Genomic DNA, 16698 nt, shown 5'->3' on the forward strand with positions numbered 1-16698 from the left:
CCTTAGTTGCTTGTTGGTGTGCCGTGGGTTGTGGGCGCCGGGGAGGCCGCCCGCAGAAAAAATGGTTTGTGCAGGCGCTGTGCCACCGCAATGCGCACGGCCTCCAGCGGGGCTACACGGCAGGCCAGGGTGTAGCCCTGATCGCGTTCGAGATCGCTCACATGGGCACAGCTCACGGGACCCAGATGGCGTACCGCACCTTCGAGCACCTGCACCTTGCAGACGCCGCAGCCGCCGTTGACGCAGCCCACCGGAATGCCTTTGCGCCCCAGGCGCAACATGCCACTCAGCAGGCTTTCGTGGGTGCCGCAGGCATAGGTATCGCCGGTTTGCTCCACGCTGACTTGCACGTTTTGCATGGCTGGCATGGCGGCCTCAGACACGCTTGAACAAGGGGCTGCGCGCGCCTTGCGCATCGGCGGCCGAGAGGAATTTCTCGGTGTAGATGTCGCGCTCAAACAGCCGGCCCTGCATCAGGGTGGAAATACAGGCCTCGACCATGGGTGGTGGCCCGCACAGATAGGCTTTGCAACCCGCAAAGCCGCCTTGGAAATGGGCTTGCGCAGCCTCGTGCACAAAGCCACGTGCGCCTTGCCAATCCCCGCAGTCATCGCCAGATATCGCGGGGATGTAGGTGAAATGCGGGTGCTGCGCGGCCAGGGCGCGAAACTCGTCGTCGTAGTACAGCTCCTCTCGCGAGCGCTGGCCATAGACCAAGGTGATGGGCTGCTCGCAACCATTGGCCAGCAGCTCCAAAATCATGGCGCGCGGACTGGAAAGCCCCGAGCCCCCGGCCATGAAGACCATGGGTTGGCGTGCCGAATGGCGCACAAAAAAGCGCCCATAGGGCCCGGCCAGCTGCAGGCTGTCACCTTCGCTCAAATGCTTGTGTAGCCAGCCCGTTCCCTCACCGCCCGGCACTAGGCGCACATTGAGCTCGATCTCCTGGGCGCAGCCATCGGCGCCAGGCGCGTTCGCGATGGAAAAAGCGCGCGAACCGCCCTGCTCCTTGCTCAGACCGGGTATGCGCAGCTGCACATACTGGCCCGCCTGGTAGCGCATGGGCTGGTCCAGGCGCAGGTGCAGAGCCTTGATGGTGGGCGTCAGATCGACGATGCGCACCACCGCAGCCGCGAAGTCGCGCACGGGGATGATTTGCGCGTCGGGCTCATCCTCGAAATCGGCCTCGATGGTGGCGTCGGACTGCAGCGTGGCGCAGCAGGCCAGCGTCATGCCGTCCTCGCGCTCCATGTCCATCAGCGCGAAGGGATTGGCTGCGCCGTGGTCCACATCGCCGTCGCAAACCTGGATCTTGCAGGTGCCGCACAGGCCGTGGCCGCAGGCATGAGGAATGTAAATGCCCTGGCGCAGCGCGGCGTCCAGCAGGGTCTGGCCTTCCTCTACTTCAATCGAGGCGCCCAGGGGTTCTAAGGTCAGTTGGTAGCTCATATCGTCTCGCTCTCATTCCTGCAGCACCGGCCAGGCCAGCGCAGCAACCGCCAGGGTGGTTAGCTGTAGGAGCCTTGGATGCCGATCAGGCCCGGAGTGCGAAAGCGGATCACGTCCTTGTGCGCCAGGCCGTTGTCGGCCAGCGACTTGGACGCATCGGGCGACCAGGGCTGGCCCGACTTGAACCACTGCACCTCGCTCCAGTCGATGCGTGCAAAGTCGGGGTGGGCGCCATAGACATCGGGCAGCACGGCCTTCAGCGCACCGAAAGGCATATCGGCCGGCAGCGGCAGAGCCACGGGCGAGCAGAACATCAGGTGGTCTTCCCAGCCGATATAGAGCAGAGGCGCGGGAAAGTTCTCGCGCACATCCTTGGCGGGAAAGCGATAGGGCTTGAGTGCGGTGACGCTCATGGCTGGGCCTCCTGGCTGGGGTTGGCGGAAGCGCTACTGGCTGCGTTGTTGGCCGAGGTTGCCGGTGGCGGATCGCCGCGCCAGGCCGCGAAATTGCGCTGATCCTCCGAACCCTCAAAATCCATGTTGTCGCGGCCCGCATTCATGCCGTACCAGTCCAGCACGGCAGCCAGCGGGTCAAAGCCTTCGGCCGTGGGATCCACGTCGGGCTTGAAGCAGTTGCCCTGGTAAATCTGGTGCACGGGCAACCAGGACTGGACAAACTTCTCGGGCTCATCGTCGAAGACATGCTTGCAGCCGTCGCTGCAGAAGTGGTACTTGTTGCCCTCGTAGTCGGACTCGCGATAGCAGATCTTGGTGGCGTCACCGGGCTCGGTGAAGCCCATAGGGATCTGGCAGGTGGTGCACAGCATGGGCAGGGTCTTGCTGTAAAAGCGCTTGCCGGCCTGCTGCTCGGCACGGTAGTGCTCCAGGCGGGGACGGTAGTGCCTATCAAAGCTGTCCGGGTATTTTTCGGACAGCCACTGCATCTCCTGCTCGCCGGGCACCCAGGTGTGAAAAGGTGCGGCCGCCGTGTAGTTGTAGAAGATATTCCAGGCCTGGTGGCTGATGTGGTCCTTGCCTTCGCAGGCCAGCTTCCAGCCTGCGGGCTCGCGGATGCCGTAGCGCGCCAGGTCGCGGAACAGAGCGCCGCCGTTTTCCTCTGCATACATCTCCCAGGCTTCCTTCCAGCTCATCACGCGCTTGGGCAGCATGTAATCCTGCATCATGGCCACCAGGGTCAGCACGCGGTAGCCGCGCCAGAACCACTTGTCGATCCAGCGCTGAACGATGGGCACGTTGCCCGGGTCCTGCTCCAGCATGAACTTGATGCATTCGATGCCCAGTGTCATATGGCGCGACTCATCGCTTTGCGCCGAGAAGCCAAAGGTCACGGTGGACAGATCGCCGTTATGCGCCGCGCCCGACATAAAGGGCACGAACAGCAGATTGGTCAGCACATATTCGAAGGAGAAGCTCACTGCCGTGAGGAACTCGAACGGGCCTGCGCTCAGCGCATCTTCAAAAAAGGACTTGGGCACCGACAGAAACCAGACCCGGTCGAACCAGTGGCTGGAGCTGTGCATGCCGTTGAAGTACTTGTTGTAGTTGGACAGCGCATGAGTCTCGGTCTGGAAGTGGCGCAGCTCGTCGATGGACTGCATCTGCGCCGCCACGCGTGCCCCCGCACCGGTGAAATGCCGGCCCGCATGGGCAAAGCCGCGGTGGGCGTAATACTCCAGCGGCACCACGCCCTGAATGAACAGTTTGAGCGCGTTGAGATAGCGCGCATCGGTCACGCCCAACTGGCCGTTGTTCTGGGCAAAGGCCTCGATCACGGCGTAGAGCTTTTTCTCTTTTTCGCCTTGGTACTTCCAGTAGGCGTCCATGGTCAGGCGGAAGGGGTCTTCCCACTTGTCCCAGTCGTGGATCTTGATGCCCTCGAACTTGTCATAGGGGAAGACCTTGTCCATGGGCTGGTAGCTGGTCTCCCAGCCCAGGCCACGTGTCATGGCGGTGTAGCGGTCCTTGAGGCCCAGCTTTTTCTTGATTACAGGTGCGTCCATGGTGTCTCCTTGGATGGCGTTTTCTAGTGGTGTTAGGTGAGCAGCTCTTATTGGTTCCAGCTCAGGGAGAACTCGTCGTCGTCCTCATCCACATGGCCGGACAGCGTGACCAGATTGATCTGGAGCTGCTGCAGCTCGTAGGGGCGACCGGTCTGTTCTTCAATGCTGGCGCGACGTATGACCAGACGGCCAGGGGCGTCGATCTTCACGAGACCGGGCGAGTACACGGCCTGGGCGTGGGTGTTGTCGGCGAGGATGGCGTCCACCACGGGGCGCGACTCCTCGTTGTCCTGAAAGGCGATGAACACCTTGGAGACGGGGGTGCTGGCAGATGTGCTCATGGCGCTGCTCCTCAGATGTCCAGACCAGCCTTGCGGGCACGGATATCCAGGCTTTGGCGGACTTCGCTGAGCACGGCCGCGCCACGCTCACCCAGGGCCAGTTCGGCCACGGCGGCCAGTGCCACGCCGGCATGGTCGGCATAGCTCAGATACCAGCGCGACAGCTGGCTGCGGTTGTCTGCGGATTCGGCTGCAGCCACCTTGACCACGGCATCGATCCAGCGTGCGGTCTCGGTGTGCCACTCGGGCATGAAGGCCGTGAGCATGGCCACGGCCGTGCCGCCCTGCACCGTGACACGCTCGTCCACGAAGTGGTTGTAGACCAGGGGATAGAGCAGTCCGTCCAGCACCATGTTCTGAGCCACGAACAGCTCCATGGGGTCCTGCACCACAAGCAGGTCTTCCACCAGATGGCGTAGCGGCTGCCAGGCCGGGTGTTGCATCCAGTCGTTCTTGCCGGCCTCAAGCACGCCGGGCTCGTCCATGACCAGGCCCAGGCGCGTGAGGTACTGGGCCACACCCAGATGGTCCATGGCATGCATCATGGCCGGAGCCGTGAAGGGCGTACCGTAGCCGCGTGAACAGATCTGGCTGTTGTTCATATTGCCGCCCCAGGCCACATGGCGCAGCGGCATCAATACATCGCAGGCCTTAGCGCGCAGGGCATCGGACATCTTGCCGGCCAGATTGCGCGACTCCACAAACTGGTAGTTGGCTTCCATGGCCTCCTGCTGCTTGGCACGAGTCATGGTCCAGGTGGCGTAGTAGTACTGACGTGGATCGCGCAACGCGTTCCAGTCGGCCATGCGGATCGCTGTGCGGCCGGTGTCGAACAGCTCGAACTCTGGTTCCCACAGCGGCCGGTAATGGAAGTGATGTGTTGGCTGCACGCCCAGCGTGGCCTCCAGATAGCGCGACGCGGGCTTGTCTCCCGTGTAGGCTGCCACGCGGGCAAAGGTATGGCGCAGAGGCTGTATCTCGCGCGCCGAAAGCTCGATATTCATGGGCTTGTCTCCTGTGTTGTCGTGGGATGCGTGAGTGATGGTCAGGCCAGCCTGGCTTTCTGGACCTGGCAGAAAGCCTCAAAGTCGGCCTCTGTCATGGCCAGCTCCACCGTGAGTTCGGGCCAGCCCACGGAGAACTCGAAGTCCACAAAACCGTTGGCGCGCTTTTGCAGCACGCGCACCGAGCGGCGCGTGAGATCGCAGGCGGGAAGATCGAGAGTGCTTGTTTCCATGAGGGGCTCCTGGCGGGTCTATGGCCTTTGCAATTGCACAGCCCGTGCCAGTTCATGAAAATATCGATAAATCTAGGGTTACTCCCTAAATTTGTACGTGTTTGAGCAAGCTGGGTAACAGTGATTTCCGGGCAAACCCTAGGACTGCAGCCGCAGTGCTTCGATGCCTACTGCAGTGCAGCATGATCAAATGATCAAGCACGCCATGCAAAGGTTCGCAATTCATCAATTGCGCCAGCAGTTCAAGGCAGGGGATGCGGGTCAATCCCGTAGCCAGAATTTAATGTTTTATCGATAGTTTTCTAATGCCCCACACTCCCCCCGCCTTACCCTCCGATGCCGATTTGCGCAGCCAGGTCCGCTTCTCCACCGAAGACGGACTGATCTGGCTCTCGGGCCAGCGCATGTTGCTGCTGCACCTGGCCTCTCTTCACGCCTTGCGCCGCGAAATGATGAACACCATGGGCCCCGATCACACGCGGCGCCTGCTGCTGCGTGCCGGCTATGCCGCAGGTGAGCGCGATGCGCTGCTGGCACGCCAGATACGGCCCACGGCCAGCCTGTTCGAGATGTTTGCCGTTGGGCCCCAGCTGCACAGATTGGAGGGTGCGGTGCGCGCCACGCCGGAAATCTTTGAGGCCGATGAGCAGGCGGGCCACTTTCAATGCGTGGTGCGCTGGGAACACAGCTGGGAAGCGGAAATCCATTTGCGCGAATGGGGTCCCCAGGACCAGCCCTCGTGCTGGATGCTGCTGGGCTATGCCTCGGGTTACTCCAGCGCGTTCTTCCGTCGCCCGGTGTTTTTCAAGGAAATGCAGTGCTCCACCTGCGGCCACGCACACTGCCTGATAGAGGGCCGGTTTCAACATGAGTGGCCCGATGGTGAACAGATCGCACGCGACTACGACCCCGACTCCATGCTGGTACGCCTGGATGAGCTGCAGTCCCAGGTCGAGGCCTTGCGTACCGGCCTGGGCCCTTGCGACAGCCAGGGCCCCTTGCTGGGCCATTCACGCGCCTTTCAGGCCGCGCTGGAGCTGCTGTCCAAGGCTGCTCCCACCCAGGTCACCGTGTTGCTCACGGGTGAGACCGGCGTGGGCAAGGAACGCTTTGCGCGCGCCCTGCATGCCATGAGCCCGCGCGCCGACAAACCCTTTGTGGCCGTGAACTGCGCGGCCCTGCCCGCCGACCTGATAGAGAGCGAGCTGTTCGGTGCCGAAAAAGGCGCCTTCACCGGCGCCACGGCCACGCGCATAGGGCGCTTTGAACGCGCCCATGGCGGCACGCTGATGCTGGACGAGCTGGGCGAACTGCCCCTGGCCGCCCAGGCCAAGCTGCTGCGCGTGCTGCAAAGCGGCGAGGTGGAACGCCTGGGCGGCCACCGCAGCACCCAGGTCGATGTGCGCGTGATCGCCGCCACCAATGTGGACCTGGAAAAAGCCGTGGAACAGGGGCGCTTTCGGCGCGACCTGCTCTACCGCCTCAACGTCTACCCCATACGCATCCCCGCGCTGCGCGAGCGCGTGGACGATATCGAGCTGCTGGCAATGCATCTGCTGCAGAAATACTCGGCCTTGCACGGCAAGCCGGCCCCGGGCTTCAGCGACCGGGCGCTGACCGCGCTGCGCGGCCACAGCTGGCCCGGCAATGTGCGCGAGCTGGAGAACCTGGTGGAACGCGGCCTCATCCTCACGCCGGCCGGCGAACCCATTGATGTGGCTTGCCTGTTCCCCCAATGGAGCGACAACGGCCAAAGCACCATAGACGACCAAGGCCATCTGGCCCAGGCCTGCGGCACAAATGGCGATCTGCACACGGCCAGTGTCTACGACAGCATGCAGCACCAGGGGCTTTCGCTGGACGCCCTGGAAGACCGACTGTTGCAAGAGGCCGTGCGCCGCGCCAGCGGCAATCTGGCAGCAGCGGCCCGCGCCCTGGGCATGACCCGCCCCCAACTCAGCTACCGGCTCTCACGCATCCGTGAACGCAGCATCGAGGAGTAAACGCTTGGCCAAGAAATCCTTTGTGCAATGCCTGGCCATGCCCGAGGCTGAATCCAGCGGCGGCGAGGCATCACGCACCCTGACCGAGCAAACCTATGCCCGGCTGCGCACCGATATTGTCGAAGGCCGCCTGCTGCCTGGCAGCAAGCTGCGCATAGAGCATCTGCGCCAGGCCTACGAGGATGGTGCAGGCACCTTGCGGGAGGCGTTGACGCGCCTGGTCAGTGATGCCCTGGTCACAACCGAAGGCCAGCGCGGCTTTCGCGTCTCCACCATCGCCATGGACGACCTGCAGGACATCACCCGCCTGCGGGTACATATCGAAACCCATGCACTGCGTGAATCCATACGCCATGGCGACGCAGCCTGGCGGGCCCAGTTGCAGGCCAGCTATGACGAGCTCTCGGCAGCCGAGCAACCGCTGTCCAGCGACAACCGCCGCCAGTGGGAGGCATTGAATGTGCGCTTTCACGAGTCCCTGCTCTCCGGCTATGCATCCCCTTGGACATTGAAGGTGCTGCGTCTGCTGGCGCGCCATAGCGAGCGCTACCGCTGCTACGCCATGGAGCAGCCCGCGCTCACCCGCGATGTGCATGCCGAGCACCAGGAGATCTTCGAGCTCGCCATGGCTGGCCACGAGGCCCGCGCGGCCCTGGCCCTGGAAGCCCATATTTGCACCACCCCCCATCTACTGCTGCAGGCAATGCGCGAAGGCAAGCTGGTGTTGCCTGGCACCCGGCCGGAAGGGGAGGTATGAACTGCAGCACAGCTTTATCATTTTGGTAGCTGTCTGTGCTGGATGGGACAGTGCCAGAGGATAGACAGGGTATGTCTACCTGTCTAAGGGCAGTCAATCCACTCGATTGCCGCTGCCATTCAGGCACGTTCGTGCTGATGAGTGAAGCAAAAAAGCCAGCTCGCAGCGGTGCCCGCCAGCCGTAGGCTTGCTCACCGCTCGATCGTCCTCTCCAATAGGTCTTCCAGCCAGTCCGCGAATACTTGAACGCGACGTGAAAGGTGCTGCCGATGCGGATAGAGCAGGGTCATCGGCAGCGGCTCGGCCCGGTAGTCTGTCAGCACTTCAACCAGTTCGCCGGCCTCCAGATGAGGGCGGACGTCATAGGCGGGGATCTGGATAAGCCCGAGCCCCGAAAGGCAACAGGCAATATAAGCTTCTGCACTGTTGACCGTGACTCGCCCACGCATCATCAGGGTTCGCATGTCATCGCCCTCGATCCACTCCCATGGCCCCACCCGCCCGGTTGAGGGCGAGGCGTAGTTCACTGCCCAATGGCGGGCGAGATCTTCCGGCGTCTGCGGCGTGCCATGCCGCTCCAGATATGCCGGACTGGCAACGTTGATGAGCGGCAAGGTTCCAATCGCTCGGGCGATTAGCTCGGAATCGCTCAAAGGCCCGACGCGTAGGACGCAGTCAACACTTTCCTCGATCAGATTGACCGCACGGTCGGTGATACCCAGGTTAATGTCGATCCGAGGGTAGAGGTCGAGGAAGACGGGCAACGCCGGTGCGATGATGAGACGGCCGATGCGCCCTGGTGCATTGACCCTCAGCTCCCCGGAGGGCTTGGCCTCGTTCTGCCGGAACAGGTTTTCAGCCTCCTCGACATCGGAGATGAGGCGTTGGCACCGTTCGTAGAAGGCTTCGCCGTCTTGGGTAGGCGAGACTTTGCGCGTGGTCCGATGCAATAGGCGGGCGCCGACGCGCTCCTCCAGTTCCCGAACGGCTGCGGAAACAGAAGAACGTGGGACGCCCAGTGTGTCGGCGGCACGGGTGAAATTCGCACACTCGACGACGCGGGCGAAGATGCGAAACAGGTCAATGCGATCCAAAACGGTGGCTGCTTCAATTAGATTGAATTTCTGACAAGTGATGTCAGAATGATAGTCTTTATCTTGAAATACTAGACGATATCCTTGCCTATCGAAGTAGCCATCGGCGTGGCTGCAAGTTGACAAAGGAGATCGTTATATGGCCGACCACAGCATCAAAGGCAAAGTTGTCATTATCGCCGGCGGGGCGAAAAACCTCGGTGGGCTGGTCGCTCGCGATCTCGCCGCGCAGGGTGCAAAGGCGATAGCCATCCACTACAACAGCCCCGCTACCAAAGCCGAAGCAGAAGCGACTGTCGCCGCCGTGCAGGCCGCCGGCGCACAGGCTGTCGCCTTCCAGGCCGACCTGACCTCGGCGAGCGCGATGGAAAAGCTGTTCACTGATATGGTCGCGGTGATCGGGCGGCCGGATATCGCCATCAACACCGTCGGCAAGGTGCTGAAGAAGCCGATGACCGAGACCAGCGAGGAGGAATATGACGAGATGGCTGCTGTAAACGCCAAGACCGCCTTCTTCTTCCTCAAGGAAGCTGGCCGTCACGTCAACGACAACGGCAAGGTGCTGACGCTCGTCACCTCGTTGCTCGGCGCCTATACGCCCTTCTATGCGAGCTACGAGGGCATGAAGGCGCCGGTCGAGCACTTCACCCGTGCAGCCTCCAAGGAATTCGGCGAGCGCGGCATCTCAGTCAATGCCATCGGCCCCGGCCCAATGGACACACCATTCTTCTACCCAGCCGAGGGGGCGGATGCGGTCGCTCATCACAAGAGCGCGGCGGCGCTGTCCAATTTCTCGAAGACGGGCCTCACCGATATCGAGGACATCGTGCCATGGGTGCGACTGCTGGTTTCGGATGGCTGGTGGATGACCGGCCAGACCATTCTGGTGAACGGCGGCTATACCACGAAATGAAGGTGAAGTCGGCCAACCTTTCGAGGCTGGCTGTCATTCGGGTATCCGCATAAGGGAGTTCACATGCACATGCTGCTGACTATCGTAGGGGGCGTTGTCCTGTTTGGCAGTTTCGCCTTGTTCGGCAAGCTCTGGGGCGGTGATGTCGCCGGCATCGTCTTGGGGGTGAAGTGGTTCATTCCCGTCTGGCTCGTCATCTCGCTTGTCAACATGTGGGTAGGCGTGACCCATGCCGGCTATTCGGTGCAGGACGAATTGCCGATCCTGCTCGTCGTCTTTGCGGTTCCGGCAGCGCTTGCCGTTGTCGCGATCTGGCGGATGTATTGACGGGAGCAACGGCAGACAACGGCGATCATCATTCACTCCTGCGGCCGCGTGACGGCGCGCCATGCGCACGTCACCCATGAGGAATTGTTCTTTGATCTCGCCCATGTCTTCGCGGTGACGCAGCTCAGCCATGGGCCGTTGGACGATCTGACGCCAACAGGCGTGATCCAGACGCTGATTCTTTGATTCGTCGTCCAACTCGGCTGGCAATACACCTGCTGGGTCATGAACTGGTTCTATCCCGAGATGCCACGCATCAAAACTTCGTGGTAGCACGAAGCCCAGTTGATTACTGCAGAGCCTTCGGTATTACTACATAGCCCGCCCAAGATTTACACCACACCCCTTTCCAACTCAAGTCTCTTCAAGACTTCAAACGTTCGCCAGAATTATTTAGTATTTATTTTTTCTTCTAAAAGATAAATACCACCTCTCAATATAATAAAACTTTAAATACACAGCACATCCAGAAAAAATCGAATTCTTTTTAAAAACAGGATAATTAATTTAAAAATATGCAAAATTGTAAAGCATTGTCAAAAATACGTCTTCTACGCTATAAAACGGAGAAAAATGAAGCACCCTGCTAAGCTAAAATTTCTGTTTCAGAAGATTCCCATATCAATTTCAGCTTGTGAATTCCAATTGTGTCTTACTGGTTACGCTCTGGCATTTCGAATGCAAAAATTCTGGTCATCGATGACAACGTGACTGAACTGAAGATGTTGCTGGAACTACTCAGGATCAATAGTTATCATCTATCCGTCGCAATGGATGCAATGCAAGGCTACCGTCGAGCCACAGCTCAACAATATGACTTAATCCTATTAGATGTGAATATGGGGCATGTAGATGGATTCTCCATATGCAGGCTATTGAAGGCAGACTCATCCACCAAAGACATTCCCGTGATCTTTGTGACATCTAGTATTTTACCTCACGAGCGTATCAGGGGATTGCAGTTGGGAGCTGTGGACTATATCTCAAAGCCTTTCGATATTAATGAAGTTTTAGCGCGTATTGAAATCCATCTTGCTTTAGCGAAATCCCGCAGAGAAGCATTTGAATATTCCATAGCGTTATCAGAATCATCTGATCCATTATCATCGATCGATGCATCAGAGAATAAATTAAAAGTAAAAAATATTGATCACAATTTAACGTTACTGCGGGCCGCCCAGCAACTGATTCTTTCTGACTTGTCAAAGGTTCCCATTCTTACAGAGTTGGCGGCTCAGCTAGGAACACATGAAAAGCGCTTGGCACAGGTATTCAAACAGCACACGGGAAAAACGATTTACAAATTCATCCGAGAGGCCCGGCTTCATGAGGCCAAACGCATGCTTTCCAGCTCTATCATGCACATCGAAGAAGTGGCTGCAACCATAGGATTCTCCAGCTCAGCTAATTTCTCATCCGCCTTTCACTCCTACTTTAGCTGCACTCCATCGAATTTTCGACGCTCCTGCCTGAGTCAAAAATCATGAGGCAACGTATACCTGGCAGCATCCAGCTAATCTGCAGCATACTGCTATGGTGGTCGATCAATGCTAACGCAATTGAAAGTTCTCTTCCTTCGCCAATTAAAATTAGCGATGTAACTTTTGGAAATAAAGTCCAAAACAACACTGTCGAGATTCTAGAAGAATGGCTCGGATCCGATAATCCACTACAGATAGCAGCCCTTCCAAGTGGTCAGAGTGATGGATTTAAAATCGCTAATTCCAGCGTTTTGAATGGACGATTCAATACAAAAAACCTGTGGCTAAGGTTTACATTGCATAACGATTTATCAACCCCTCAGGCGATGCAATTAGCATTGAGGGCAAGTTGGTTGCAACGTGTAAATTTCTATCTACTACGCATGCAAGATGGTCAATTTCGGGTAAGTCGATCCCTGGATGGAATCAGCGTAGGTTCAAAGTCGCCAAATCGAGTCCCTCAGATTACTCTTAATATATCACCAAGAGAGACTGTTAGCGTACTCATTCATATAAATAGTAACACCCCCAGCAAGCTTGGATTTACACTACAAACAGTAGATCAATGGCATGCGTTAGAGCGAAATTATGCTTTATTTAGTGGAATATTGATTGGCAGTATCATTTTTTTTGCAATTTATTCTGCAGTTCTTTGGAGAACATTACGAGTTCCTCTAATGGCGTGGCAAACACTGGCTCTTTTACTGATAGCGCTATATGAAGCGACCTACCGAGGTTATGCTCGAATAATACTATGGCCCAGTAGCACAGAGTGGAGCCACAAATCCCATCATGTTTTGGTAGCAGGGATAGTTTTATGTACCACGCTGTATTTTAGAGCCAGGCTAAAAATCACCCCCAACATTTTACCTGCAGCGGGAGAATTTCTACTTAAGACTGTAGCCCTCATAGAAATCATTGCTCTTTTAGGAGTTCTAATTGGCCCTTATGAATGGTTCGCAACTGCGGGAATTATTGTTGCGCCAATAAGCTTATTTATAATTCTAGGTTGCACATACGTATACCATCGCAGTGGAGGGCCAGGGGGGCGGAGTACTTTATCACTAATATTCATCTTGGCATTCTTGGCATTGCTACGAGCTTCAGTTTTATTACTCCCAAATATTGCTTTGATAAATAATTTTCAGCAATATATTTTTTCCCTACCCGCCCTAATAGTAGGAATTTTCTACATAATCATTTGGATTCACAATACTTCTCTACAACGTCAGCAAGCAGAGAGTGAGCTTCTTCAATGGCAAAGCCAGCAGAAAGCACGCCTTGAGCACGAAGTCGAGTACAAAAGTCGCACTCTAAAAGAAGCTTTAGAAAAAGCAGCGCAACATTCGCAGGAGCAAAAGCAACTACTAGCCTATGTTAGCCATGATTTGCGAGCGCCTGTCTCTGTGATTATCACATATTTGCGACAGATAATAAAATCTTCTAACAAAATTGAAACAGAGAAATTATCCGTAATTGAAAGAAGTGCAACCTACCAATTGGAATTAATTGATGACTTGGTAGAATATGCCAAAGATGATTTACAGCCGCATTTAACGTTGAATGAGAGTTTCGAAGATCTGCGTTCTGTACTGAGTGATTTAGAGAGGCACGCGCATATCCTAGCCTCCAGCAAGCGAAATATTTTCTCGCTAAAAATACAAAGCGAATTGCCCACCCATATTTATTTAGACCGAAAACGCCTAAAGCAAGTTGTTCTCAACCTCCTATCCAATGCCGCAAAATTTACTTCTCACGGAAGCATTGATTTGAGACTTGGAGGGAAATATCTTGGACAAGATAAGTGGAATTTTCGCTTTGAAGTTAGCGATAGCGGATCTGGTATAGATCCTGAAATTCTCGCCACAATCCAGAAATTTCTAACAGAGCAAGGTACTTATGAAAATCGCGGCCTGGGGCTAGTTATCGCACACCGAATCATTGAAAAAATGTCCGGTCATCTGATTTTTGAAAGTCAACCAGGGAGAGGTACTAACGCGATATTTTTTCTAATGATCACACAGGTACCTGAGAGTTCTCAATTTCGAGAAATAGTACCTCTCCCCAAAAATATTATCTCTCATCTTAATAAAAATGAGGAGAGATATTCCCTCAAAAACCTGGAGCCTCTTACAGAGAATCAGAAACTCGAACTAGAGAAACTGGCGATCCAAGGCAGGTGGAGCGATTTACATGTCTGGATTGACTCAATAGACAATGGCCTAGACTATAGAACGTTAGTTTATTTAGTCAAAAAATCATTAGATGATCTAGATTTCAGAAAAATTATCGATATTGCTCGATCTGCGCCACTGAAGTGAGCAACCAGTGATTTCCAGCGGGAACTCCAATACTTCCATCAAGACGAAAGATAATTATCAATGCATGAAAAAGATATATTTTTATAGAAATAACTCATGCACCGCATCACCATATTTAAACCATGATTTCACCCAAGATGCACGAGAATGGCTGTTTCAGAAGCACTGATAACTATTCCTGACTTTTCACTGCAGGCGTATTTGTTAGTATTAGCTCAAGACTGCTAGAAGGTGGCACGTGCTCCAGGCTTTACCGCACCAAACTGGAGTCAATAAGACCCTTGGTGTGTCTGGTTACACAGGCAGTTGTTGCCTGGCCGGCCTTGGTTTCGACTGCTGCCAGTCCGGCGATCATTGCTGTCACGCCTCGCTGCGCCCTCGAAGTTGTGCGACGTTCTTCAGCTAACATTTTCTGTCACCTGGGTCTAGGCCAGACTCCATACAAAGCAGCGCAGCTTTGCAAGCTTCTTTGAAGCGGCAATTGTCTCTGCTCCACCTCCACCCGCCCTCTTCTATGTTCGCGCTCGTTTATGCCTGCAACTCTACTTGAATGGTCTGTGCCTGCAGCGATCCTCTTGTGCGCAGGCGGACTCAGCGCCTTACGCTTCGTTGGCTTCAATACGCTCCAGTGGGGTAGTGCCCTTGCCTGCTTGGGCACTGGCTACGCCATCATGCTCGTTCAGGCCAGCGAACTTTCCCCTTATAAACAAGCCGTCGAGGATGCTTTCATTCTGTGCGGCGTTATTTTGGCATGCCGTGCACTGCAAAGCCGTTGCGGCAGGCACAGCTCTCCCTACATTGATATTGCGGTCCTGCTCGCTTCAACCGCAATGGTAATCGTCTCGGTTGTTCTGTTTTCCAGCGCAAAACTGGAGACATTCTTCGTCCAGGCCTCTTGTGCACTGGTGATTTGGCGAGCCACACTCTCTTCTGCAAGACAAGCCACAACCAAGTCTGACAAGGTGCTCGCCGCCGCATTCCTCTTCATCGCGCTAGTATTGACGGGACAGTGCATCTTATATATTGCAGCCCCCACACCTTCTCTTGCGCTGGGAGAATGGAGAGTCTCCGTCTGGGGGACTTTGATCCAATACACAGGACTACTCGGGAGCATCGTTCTGACCTTCGCGGTCATCATCGCGACGAACTACGACGCCATGGCGGAATTCCGTCACCAGGCCCATACCGACGCATTGACCGGCCTGCTGAATCGACAAGGTCTCGATAGTCATCTTGCCACCCTTTCCAAGCGCTCTTTTCCGCATGCGGCGAGGCCGCTCGGGGTGATCATGGCCGATATCGACAATTTCAAACGCATTAACGATGTCTTCGGCCATGCGTTTGGCGACATAGTGCTCGCTCGATTTGGAGGCCTTTTGCGGCCGGAAGCTGGAGCGCAGATTTGCGCCGCACGGATGGGCGGGGAGGAATTTCTGCTGCTGCTGCCCGGAGCAAATCTAGAAAGTGCCGTCGCAATTGCAGATGAAATCCGCGCGAATTTCGTGGCGCAGCGTTGGTCCCCGCATGCTCCCAATTCGCGTTTCACAGCCAGCATGGGCGTGACTCTGGTTCAACCGGGCGAATCCATAGCCAGCGCTGTCAAGCGCGCAGACGACTTTCTCTACGCAGCGAAGCGACGTGGACGTAACTGCACGGTTTCGAGTGAAGCGGCAGGAGAAACCGCTCATGGCCTATTCACGTGCGGCGACAATGTGGACGCAGAGACAAACTGAAAGCCCGCGACGTCACTTATAGCGCTTCTTCAGCAAGAGCATCAATGCAGGAGTAATTGCTTGCGCCTGCGCCGAGGTCAGCGGGTCGTACGAGACAACAATATAGGCGCCCTCCTCCAGTACATTCGCACGGGCGACGTGGTCGCTGAGCATGCCGACCACCTGCTCTGGCGTAAGTCAGAAGTAGTTGTTGCACTGTTCTCTGGCCCAGTAGTTCAGTTGCCTGATGTGAAAGCACTCTTGTCTACGTGGACCGGATCGAGCCCGGACCTGCATACGCTCTTCATCACTTGATTTCCAGAGTTCATCTTCCTCTTCAGCCAGCACATCCATATACTCCACCGCAGCGAAGAATGCACCAAAGCTACGTATGTAGAGGGGGATCACCTGATCGAAAACATACTTCAGGTCGGCTCCATTTTTCGCAGAATTGAATTCGACAGTCATGTAGTCTTCAAGGCATGGAAGCGCCTCTGAACTTCGCCGGCACCCCGGCTTAAAAGTCCAATTTCAAGGCGCCTGACCTCCTCGTGAAGTCGATAGCTCACTTCATGGATAGGCCAATCAGGCCGATCTTCAAATGTGATGACATCCACATTGGCCAGCCCCCAAGGCGCAGGAAGCAAAGACAAACTCTGGCATAGCTTTGCGTAGATTTCAGAAGGACTTTCGTCGAAGTCGAATACTCTGCAAACTCTGACAACATTGGACGTATTTTTTATTTTCTTCGCTGCCGGACATTCATTCCGCTCGGACAGGCCGAGTGGATTCCGAAATTCAATCTACGCTTTTCTGCCGCGCTTTTTGCTCTGGCATCTGTAGGCAAGTACCGCTCGACATACATACCATTTGGGTGCAGCACAGTCGCGGAACGATTCATGCAATGCCTTCTCCGAATTCAGATCGCCGAAAAAGGCGGCCGGAACGAAAAACCTGCGCTCTCAAGCCACCTCGAATGAGCCAATACACGCTCCCGCCCAAATTACCGCTGGGGGCGCTGTTGCACAAATTGCCGGCTAAGG

The 16698-nt window shown here is 56.0% G+C and carries 18 protein-coding genes; 8 read left to right on the forward strand and 10 right to left on the reverse strand.

Features of this window, described 5'->3' with window-relative positions:
- Positions 1 to 2 precede the first annotated feature (2 nt).
- Genes CTR2_RS18445 through CTR2_RS18475 form a run of 7 tightly spaced genes read right to left on the reverse strand, consistent with a single transcriptional unit; the run spans position 3 to position 5047 of the window.
- Complete coding sequence (locus tag CTR2_RS18445; protein WP_087082007.1) at positions 3 to 368, reverse strand: 2Fe-2S iron-sulfur cluster binding domain-containing protein; 366 nt, start codon at positions 366 to 368, stop codon at positions 3 to 5.
- A 7-nt stretch (positions 369 to 375) separates the two neighbouring features.
- Complete coding sequence (locus tag CTR2_RS18450; protein ID WP_087082004.1) at positions 376 to 1449, reverse strand: NADH:ubiquinone reductase (Na(+)-transporting) subunit F; 1074 nt, start codon at positions 1447 to 1449, stop codon at positions 376 to 378.
- A gap of 59 nt (positions 1450 to 1508) precedes the next feature.
- Positions 1509 to 1862 carry a phenol hydroxylase subunit P4 gene (locus CTR2_RS18455; RefSeq protein ID WP_087082002.1) on the reverse strand — a complete coding sequence of 118 codons (354 nt, stop codon included), beginning with the start codon at positions 1860 to 1862 and terminating at the stop codon, positions 1509 to 1511.
- On the reverse strand, positions 1859 to 3469 hold the full coding sequence (locus CTR2_RS18460; RefSeq protein WP_087082000.1) for an aromatic/alkene/methane monooxygenase hydroxylase/oxygenase subunit alpha: 1611 nt from the start codon (positions 3467 to 3469) through the stop codon (positions 1859 to 1861). The genes CTR2_RS18455 and CTR2_RS18460 overlap by 4 nt, the downstream gene beginning before the upstream one ends.
- A gap of 47 nt (positions 3470 to 3516) precedes the next feature.
- Complete coding sequence (locus CTR2_RS18465) at positions 3517 to 3810, reverse strand: MmoB/DmpM family protein (protein ID WP_087081998.1); 294 nt, start codon at positions 3808 to 3810, stop codon at positions 3517 to 3519.
- An 11-nt stretch (positions 3811 to 3821) separates the two neighbouring features.
- Positions 3822 to 4814 carry an aromatic/alkene monooxygenase hydroxylase subunit beta gene (locus CTR2_RS18470; RefSeq protein ID WP_087081996.1) on the reverse strand — a complete coding sequence of 331 codons (993 nt, stop codon included), beginning with the start codon at positions 4812 to 4814 and terminating at the stop codon, positions 3822 to 3824.
- A 41-nt stretch (positions 4815 to 4855) separates the two neighbouring features.
- A complete protein-coding gene (locus CTR2_RS18475) occupies positions 4856 to 5047 on the reverse strand; it encodes a phenol hydroxylase subunit (RefSeq protein ID WP_087081994.1) in 192 nt (63 codons plus the stop codon).
- Positions 5048 to 5352: 305 nt separating this feature from the next.
- Here CTR2_RS18475 and CTR2_RS18480 point away from each other — a divergent pair, with 305 nt between their 5' ends.
- Positions 5353 to 7050 (forward strand): sigma-54-dependent Fis family transcriptional regulator, encoded by a 1698-nt coding sequence (locus CTR2_RS18480; RefSeq protein WP_087081992.1) that lies wholly within the window; start codon positions 5353 to 5355, stop codon positions 7048 to 7050.
- 4 nt (positions 7051 to 7054) lie between these two features.
- Positions 7055 to 7807, forward strand: a complete 753-nt coding sequence (locus tag CTR2_RS18485) for a GntR family transcriptional regulator (protein ID WP_087081990.1) — start codon at positions 7055 to 7057, stop codon at positions 7805 to 7807.
- A gap of 191 nt (positions 7808 to 7998) precedes the next feature.
- Here CTR2_RS18485 and CTR2_RS18490 read toward each other — a convergent pair whose 3' ends face one another.
- On the reverse strand, positions 7999 to 8901 hold the full coding sequence (locus CTR2_RS18490) for a LysR family transcriptional regulator (protein WP_087081988.1): 903 nt from the start codon (positions 8899 to 8901) through the stop codon (positions 7999 to 8001).
- 139 nt (positions 8902 to 9040) lie between these two features.
- On the opposite strand from CTR2_RS18490, the gene CTR2_RS18495 reads away from it, so the two are divergent.
- The 6 genes from CTR2_RS18495 (at position 9041) to CTR2_RS18520 (ending at position 15676) form a co-directional block, all read left to right on the forward strand.
- The gene (locus CTR2_RS18495) at positions 9041 to 9814 is read left to right on the forward strand and encodes an SDR family oxidoreductase (RefSeq protein WP_087081986.1); all 774 of its coding nucleotides are present in this window, start codon (positions 9041 to 9043) and stop codon (positions 9812 to 9814) included.
- A 63-nt stretch (positions 9815 to 9877) separates the two neighbouring features.
- On the forward strand, positions 9878 to 10141 hold the full coding sequence (locus tag CTR2_RS18500) for a hypothetical protein (RefSeq protein WP_087081984.1): 264 nt from the start codon (positions 9878 to 9880) through the stop codon (positions 10139 to 10141).
- A gap of 48 nt (positions 10142 to 10189) precedes the next feature.
- Positions 10190 to 10327 (forward strand): low temperature requirement protein A, encoded by a 138-nt coding sequence (locus CTR2_RS18505; protein WP_254913255.1) that lies wholly within the window; start codon positions 10190 to 10192, stop codon positions 10325 to 10327.
- 461 nt (positions 10328 to 10788) lie between these two features.
- Positions 10789 to 11628, forward strand: coding sequence for a response regulator transcription factor (locus CTR2_RS18510; protein ID WP_087081982.1), 840 nt, complete (start codon positions 10789 to 10791; stop codon positions 11626 to 11628).
- Positions 11625 to 13943, forward strand: coding sequence for a sensor histidine kinase (locus tag CTR2_RS18515; RefSeq protein WP_087081980.1), 2319 nt, complete (start codon positions 11625 to 11627; stop codon positions 13941 to 13943). Before CTR2_RS18510 ends, CTR2_RS18515 begins: the two co-directional genes overlap by 4 nt.
- A gap of 671 nt (positions 13944 to 14614) precedes the next feature.
- A complete protein-coding gene (locus tag CTR2_RS18520; protein ID WP_254913254.1) occupies positions 14615 to 15676 on the forward strand; it encodes a GGDEF domain-containing protein in 1062 nt (353 codons plus the stop codon).
- Positions 15677 to 15688: 12 nt separating this feature from the next.
- Here CTR2_RS18520 and CTR2_RS18525 read toward each other — a convergent pair whose 3' ends face one another.
- Positions 15689 to 15829, reverse strand: coding sequence for a hypothetical protein (locus tag CTR2_RS18525; protein ID WP_176391618.1), 141 nt, complete (start codon positions 15827 to 15829; stop codon positions 15689 to 15691).
- 24 nt (positions 15830 to 15853) lie between these two features.
- Positions 15854 to 16123, reverse strand: a complete 270-nt coding sequence (locus CTR2_RS18530) for a hypothetical protein (RefSeq protein WP_087081976.1) — start codon at positions 16121 to 16123, stop codon at positions 15854 to 15856.
- Between the last annotated feature and the right edge of the window lie 575 nt (positions 16124 to 16698).

This window comes from Comamonas thiooxydans, from assembly GCF_002157685.2.
GTDB classification, from domain to species: domain Bacteria; phylum Pseudomonadota; class Gammaproteobacteria; order Burkholderiales; family Burkholderiaceae_C; genus Comamonas; species Comamonas testosteroni_H.

Coding starts and splice junctions, on each gene's coding strand:
- CTR2_RS18450 (WP_087082004.1), bottom strand. CDS start 1,449: ATGAGCTACCAACTGACCTTAGAACCCCTGGGCGCCTCGATTGAAGTA.
- CTR2_RS18460 (WP_087082000.1), bottom strand. CDS start 3,469: ATGGACGCACCTGTAATCAAGAAAAAGCTGGGCCTCAAGGACCGCTAC.
- CTR2_RS18445 (WP_087082007.1), bottom strand. CDS start 368: ATGCCAGCCATGCAAAACGTGCAAGTCAGCGTGGAGCAAACCGGCGAT.
- CTR2_RS18475 (WP_087081994.1), bottom strand. CDS start 5,047: ATGGAAACAAGCACTCTCGATCTTCCCGCCTGCGATCTCACGCGCCGC.
- CTR2_RS18465 (WP_087081998.1), bottom strand. CDS start 3,810: ATGAGCACATCTGCCAGCACCCCCGTCTCCAAGGTGTTCATCGCCTTT.
- CTR2_RS18530 (WP_087081976.1), bottom strand. CDS start 16,123: ATGACTGTCGAATTCAATTCTGCGAAAAATGGAGCCGACCTGAAGTAT.
- CTR2_RS18515 (WP_087081980.1), top strand. CDS start 11,625: ATGAGGCAACGTATACCTGGCAGCATCCAGCTAATCTGCAGCATACTG.
- CTR2_RS18455 (WP_087082002.1), bottom strand. CDS start 1,862: ATGAGCGTCACCGCACTCAAGCCCTATCGCTTTCCCGCCAAGGATGTG.
- CTR2_RS18495 (WP_087081986.1), top strand. CDS start 9,041: ATGGCCGACCACAGCATCAAAGGCAAAGTTGTCATTATCGCCGGCGGG.
- CTR2_RS18500 (WP_087081984.1), top strand. CDS start 9,878: ATGCACATGCTGCTGACTATCGTAGGGGGCGTTGTCCTGTTTGGCAGT.
- CTR2_RS18520 (WP_254913254.1), top strand. CDS start 14,615: ATGCTCGTTCAGGCCAGCGAACTTTCCCCTTATAAACAAGCCGTCGAG.
- CTR2_RS18470 (WP_087081996.1), bottom strand. CDS start 4,814: ATGAATATCGAGCTTTCGGCGCGCGAGATACAGCCTCTGCGCCATACC.
- CTR2_RS18480 (WP_087081992.1), top strand. CDS start 5,353: ATGCCCCACACTCCCCCCGCCTTACCCTCCGATGCCGATTTGCGCAGC.
- CTR2_RS18525 (WP_176391618.1), bottom strand. CDS start 15,829: ATGCTCAGCGACCACGTCGCCCGTGCGAATGTACTGGAGGAGGGCGCC.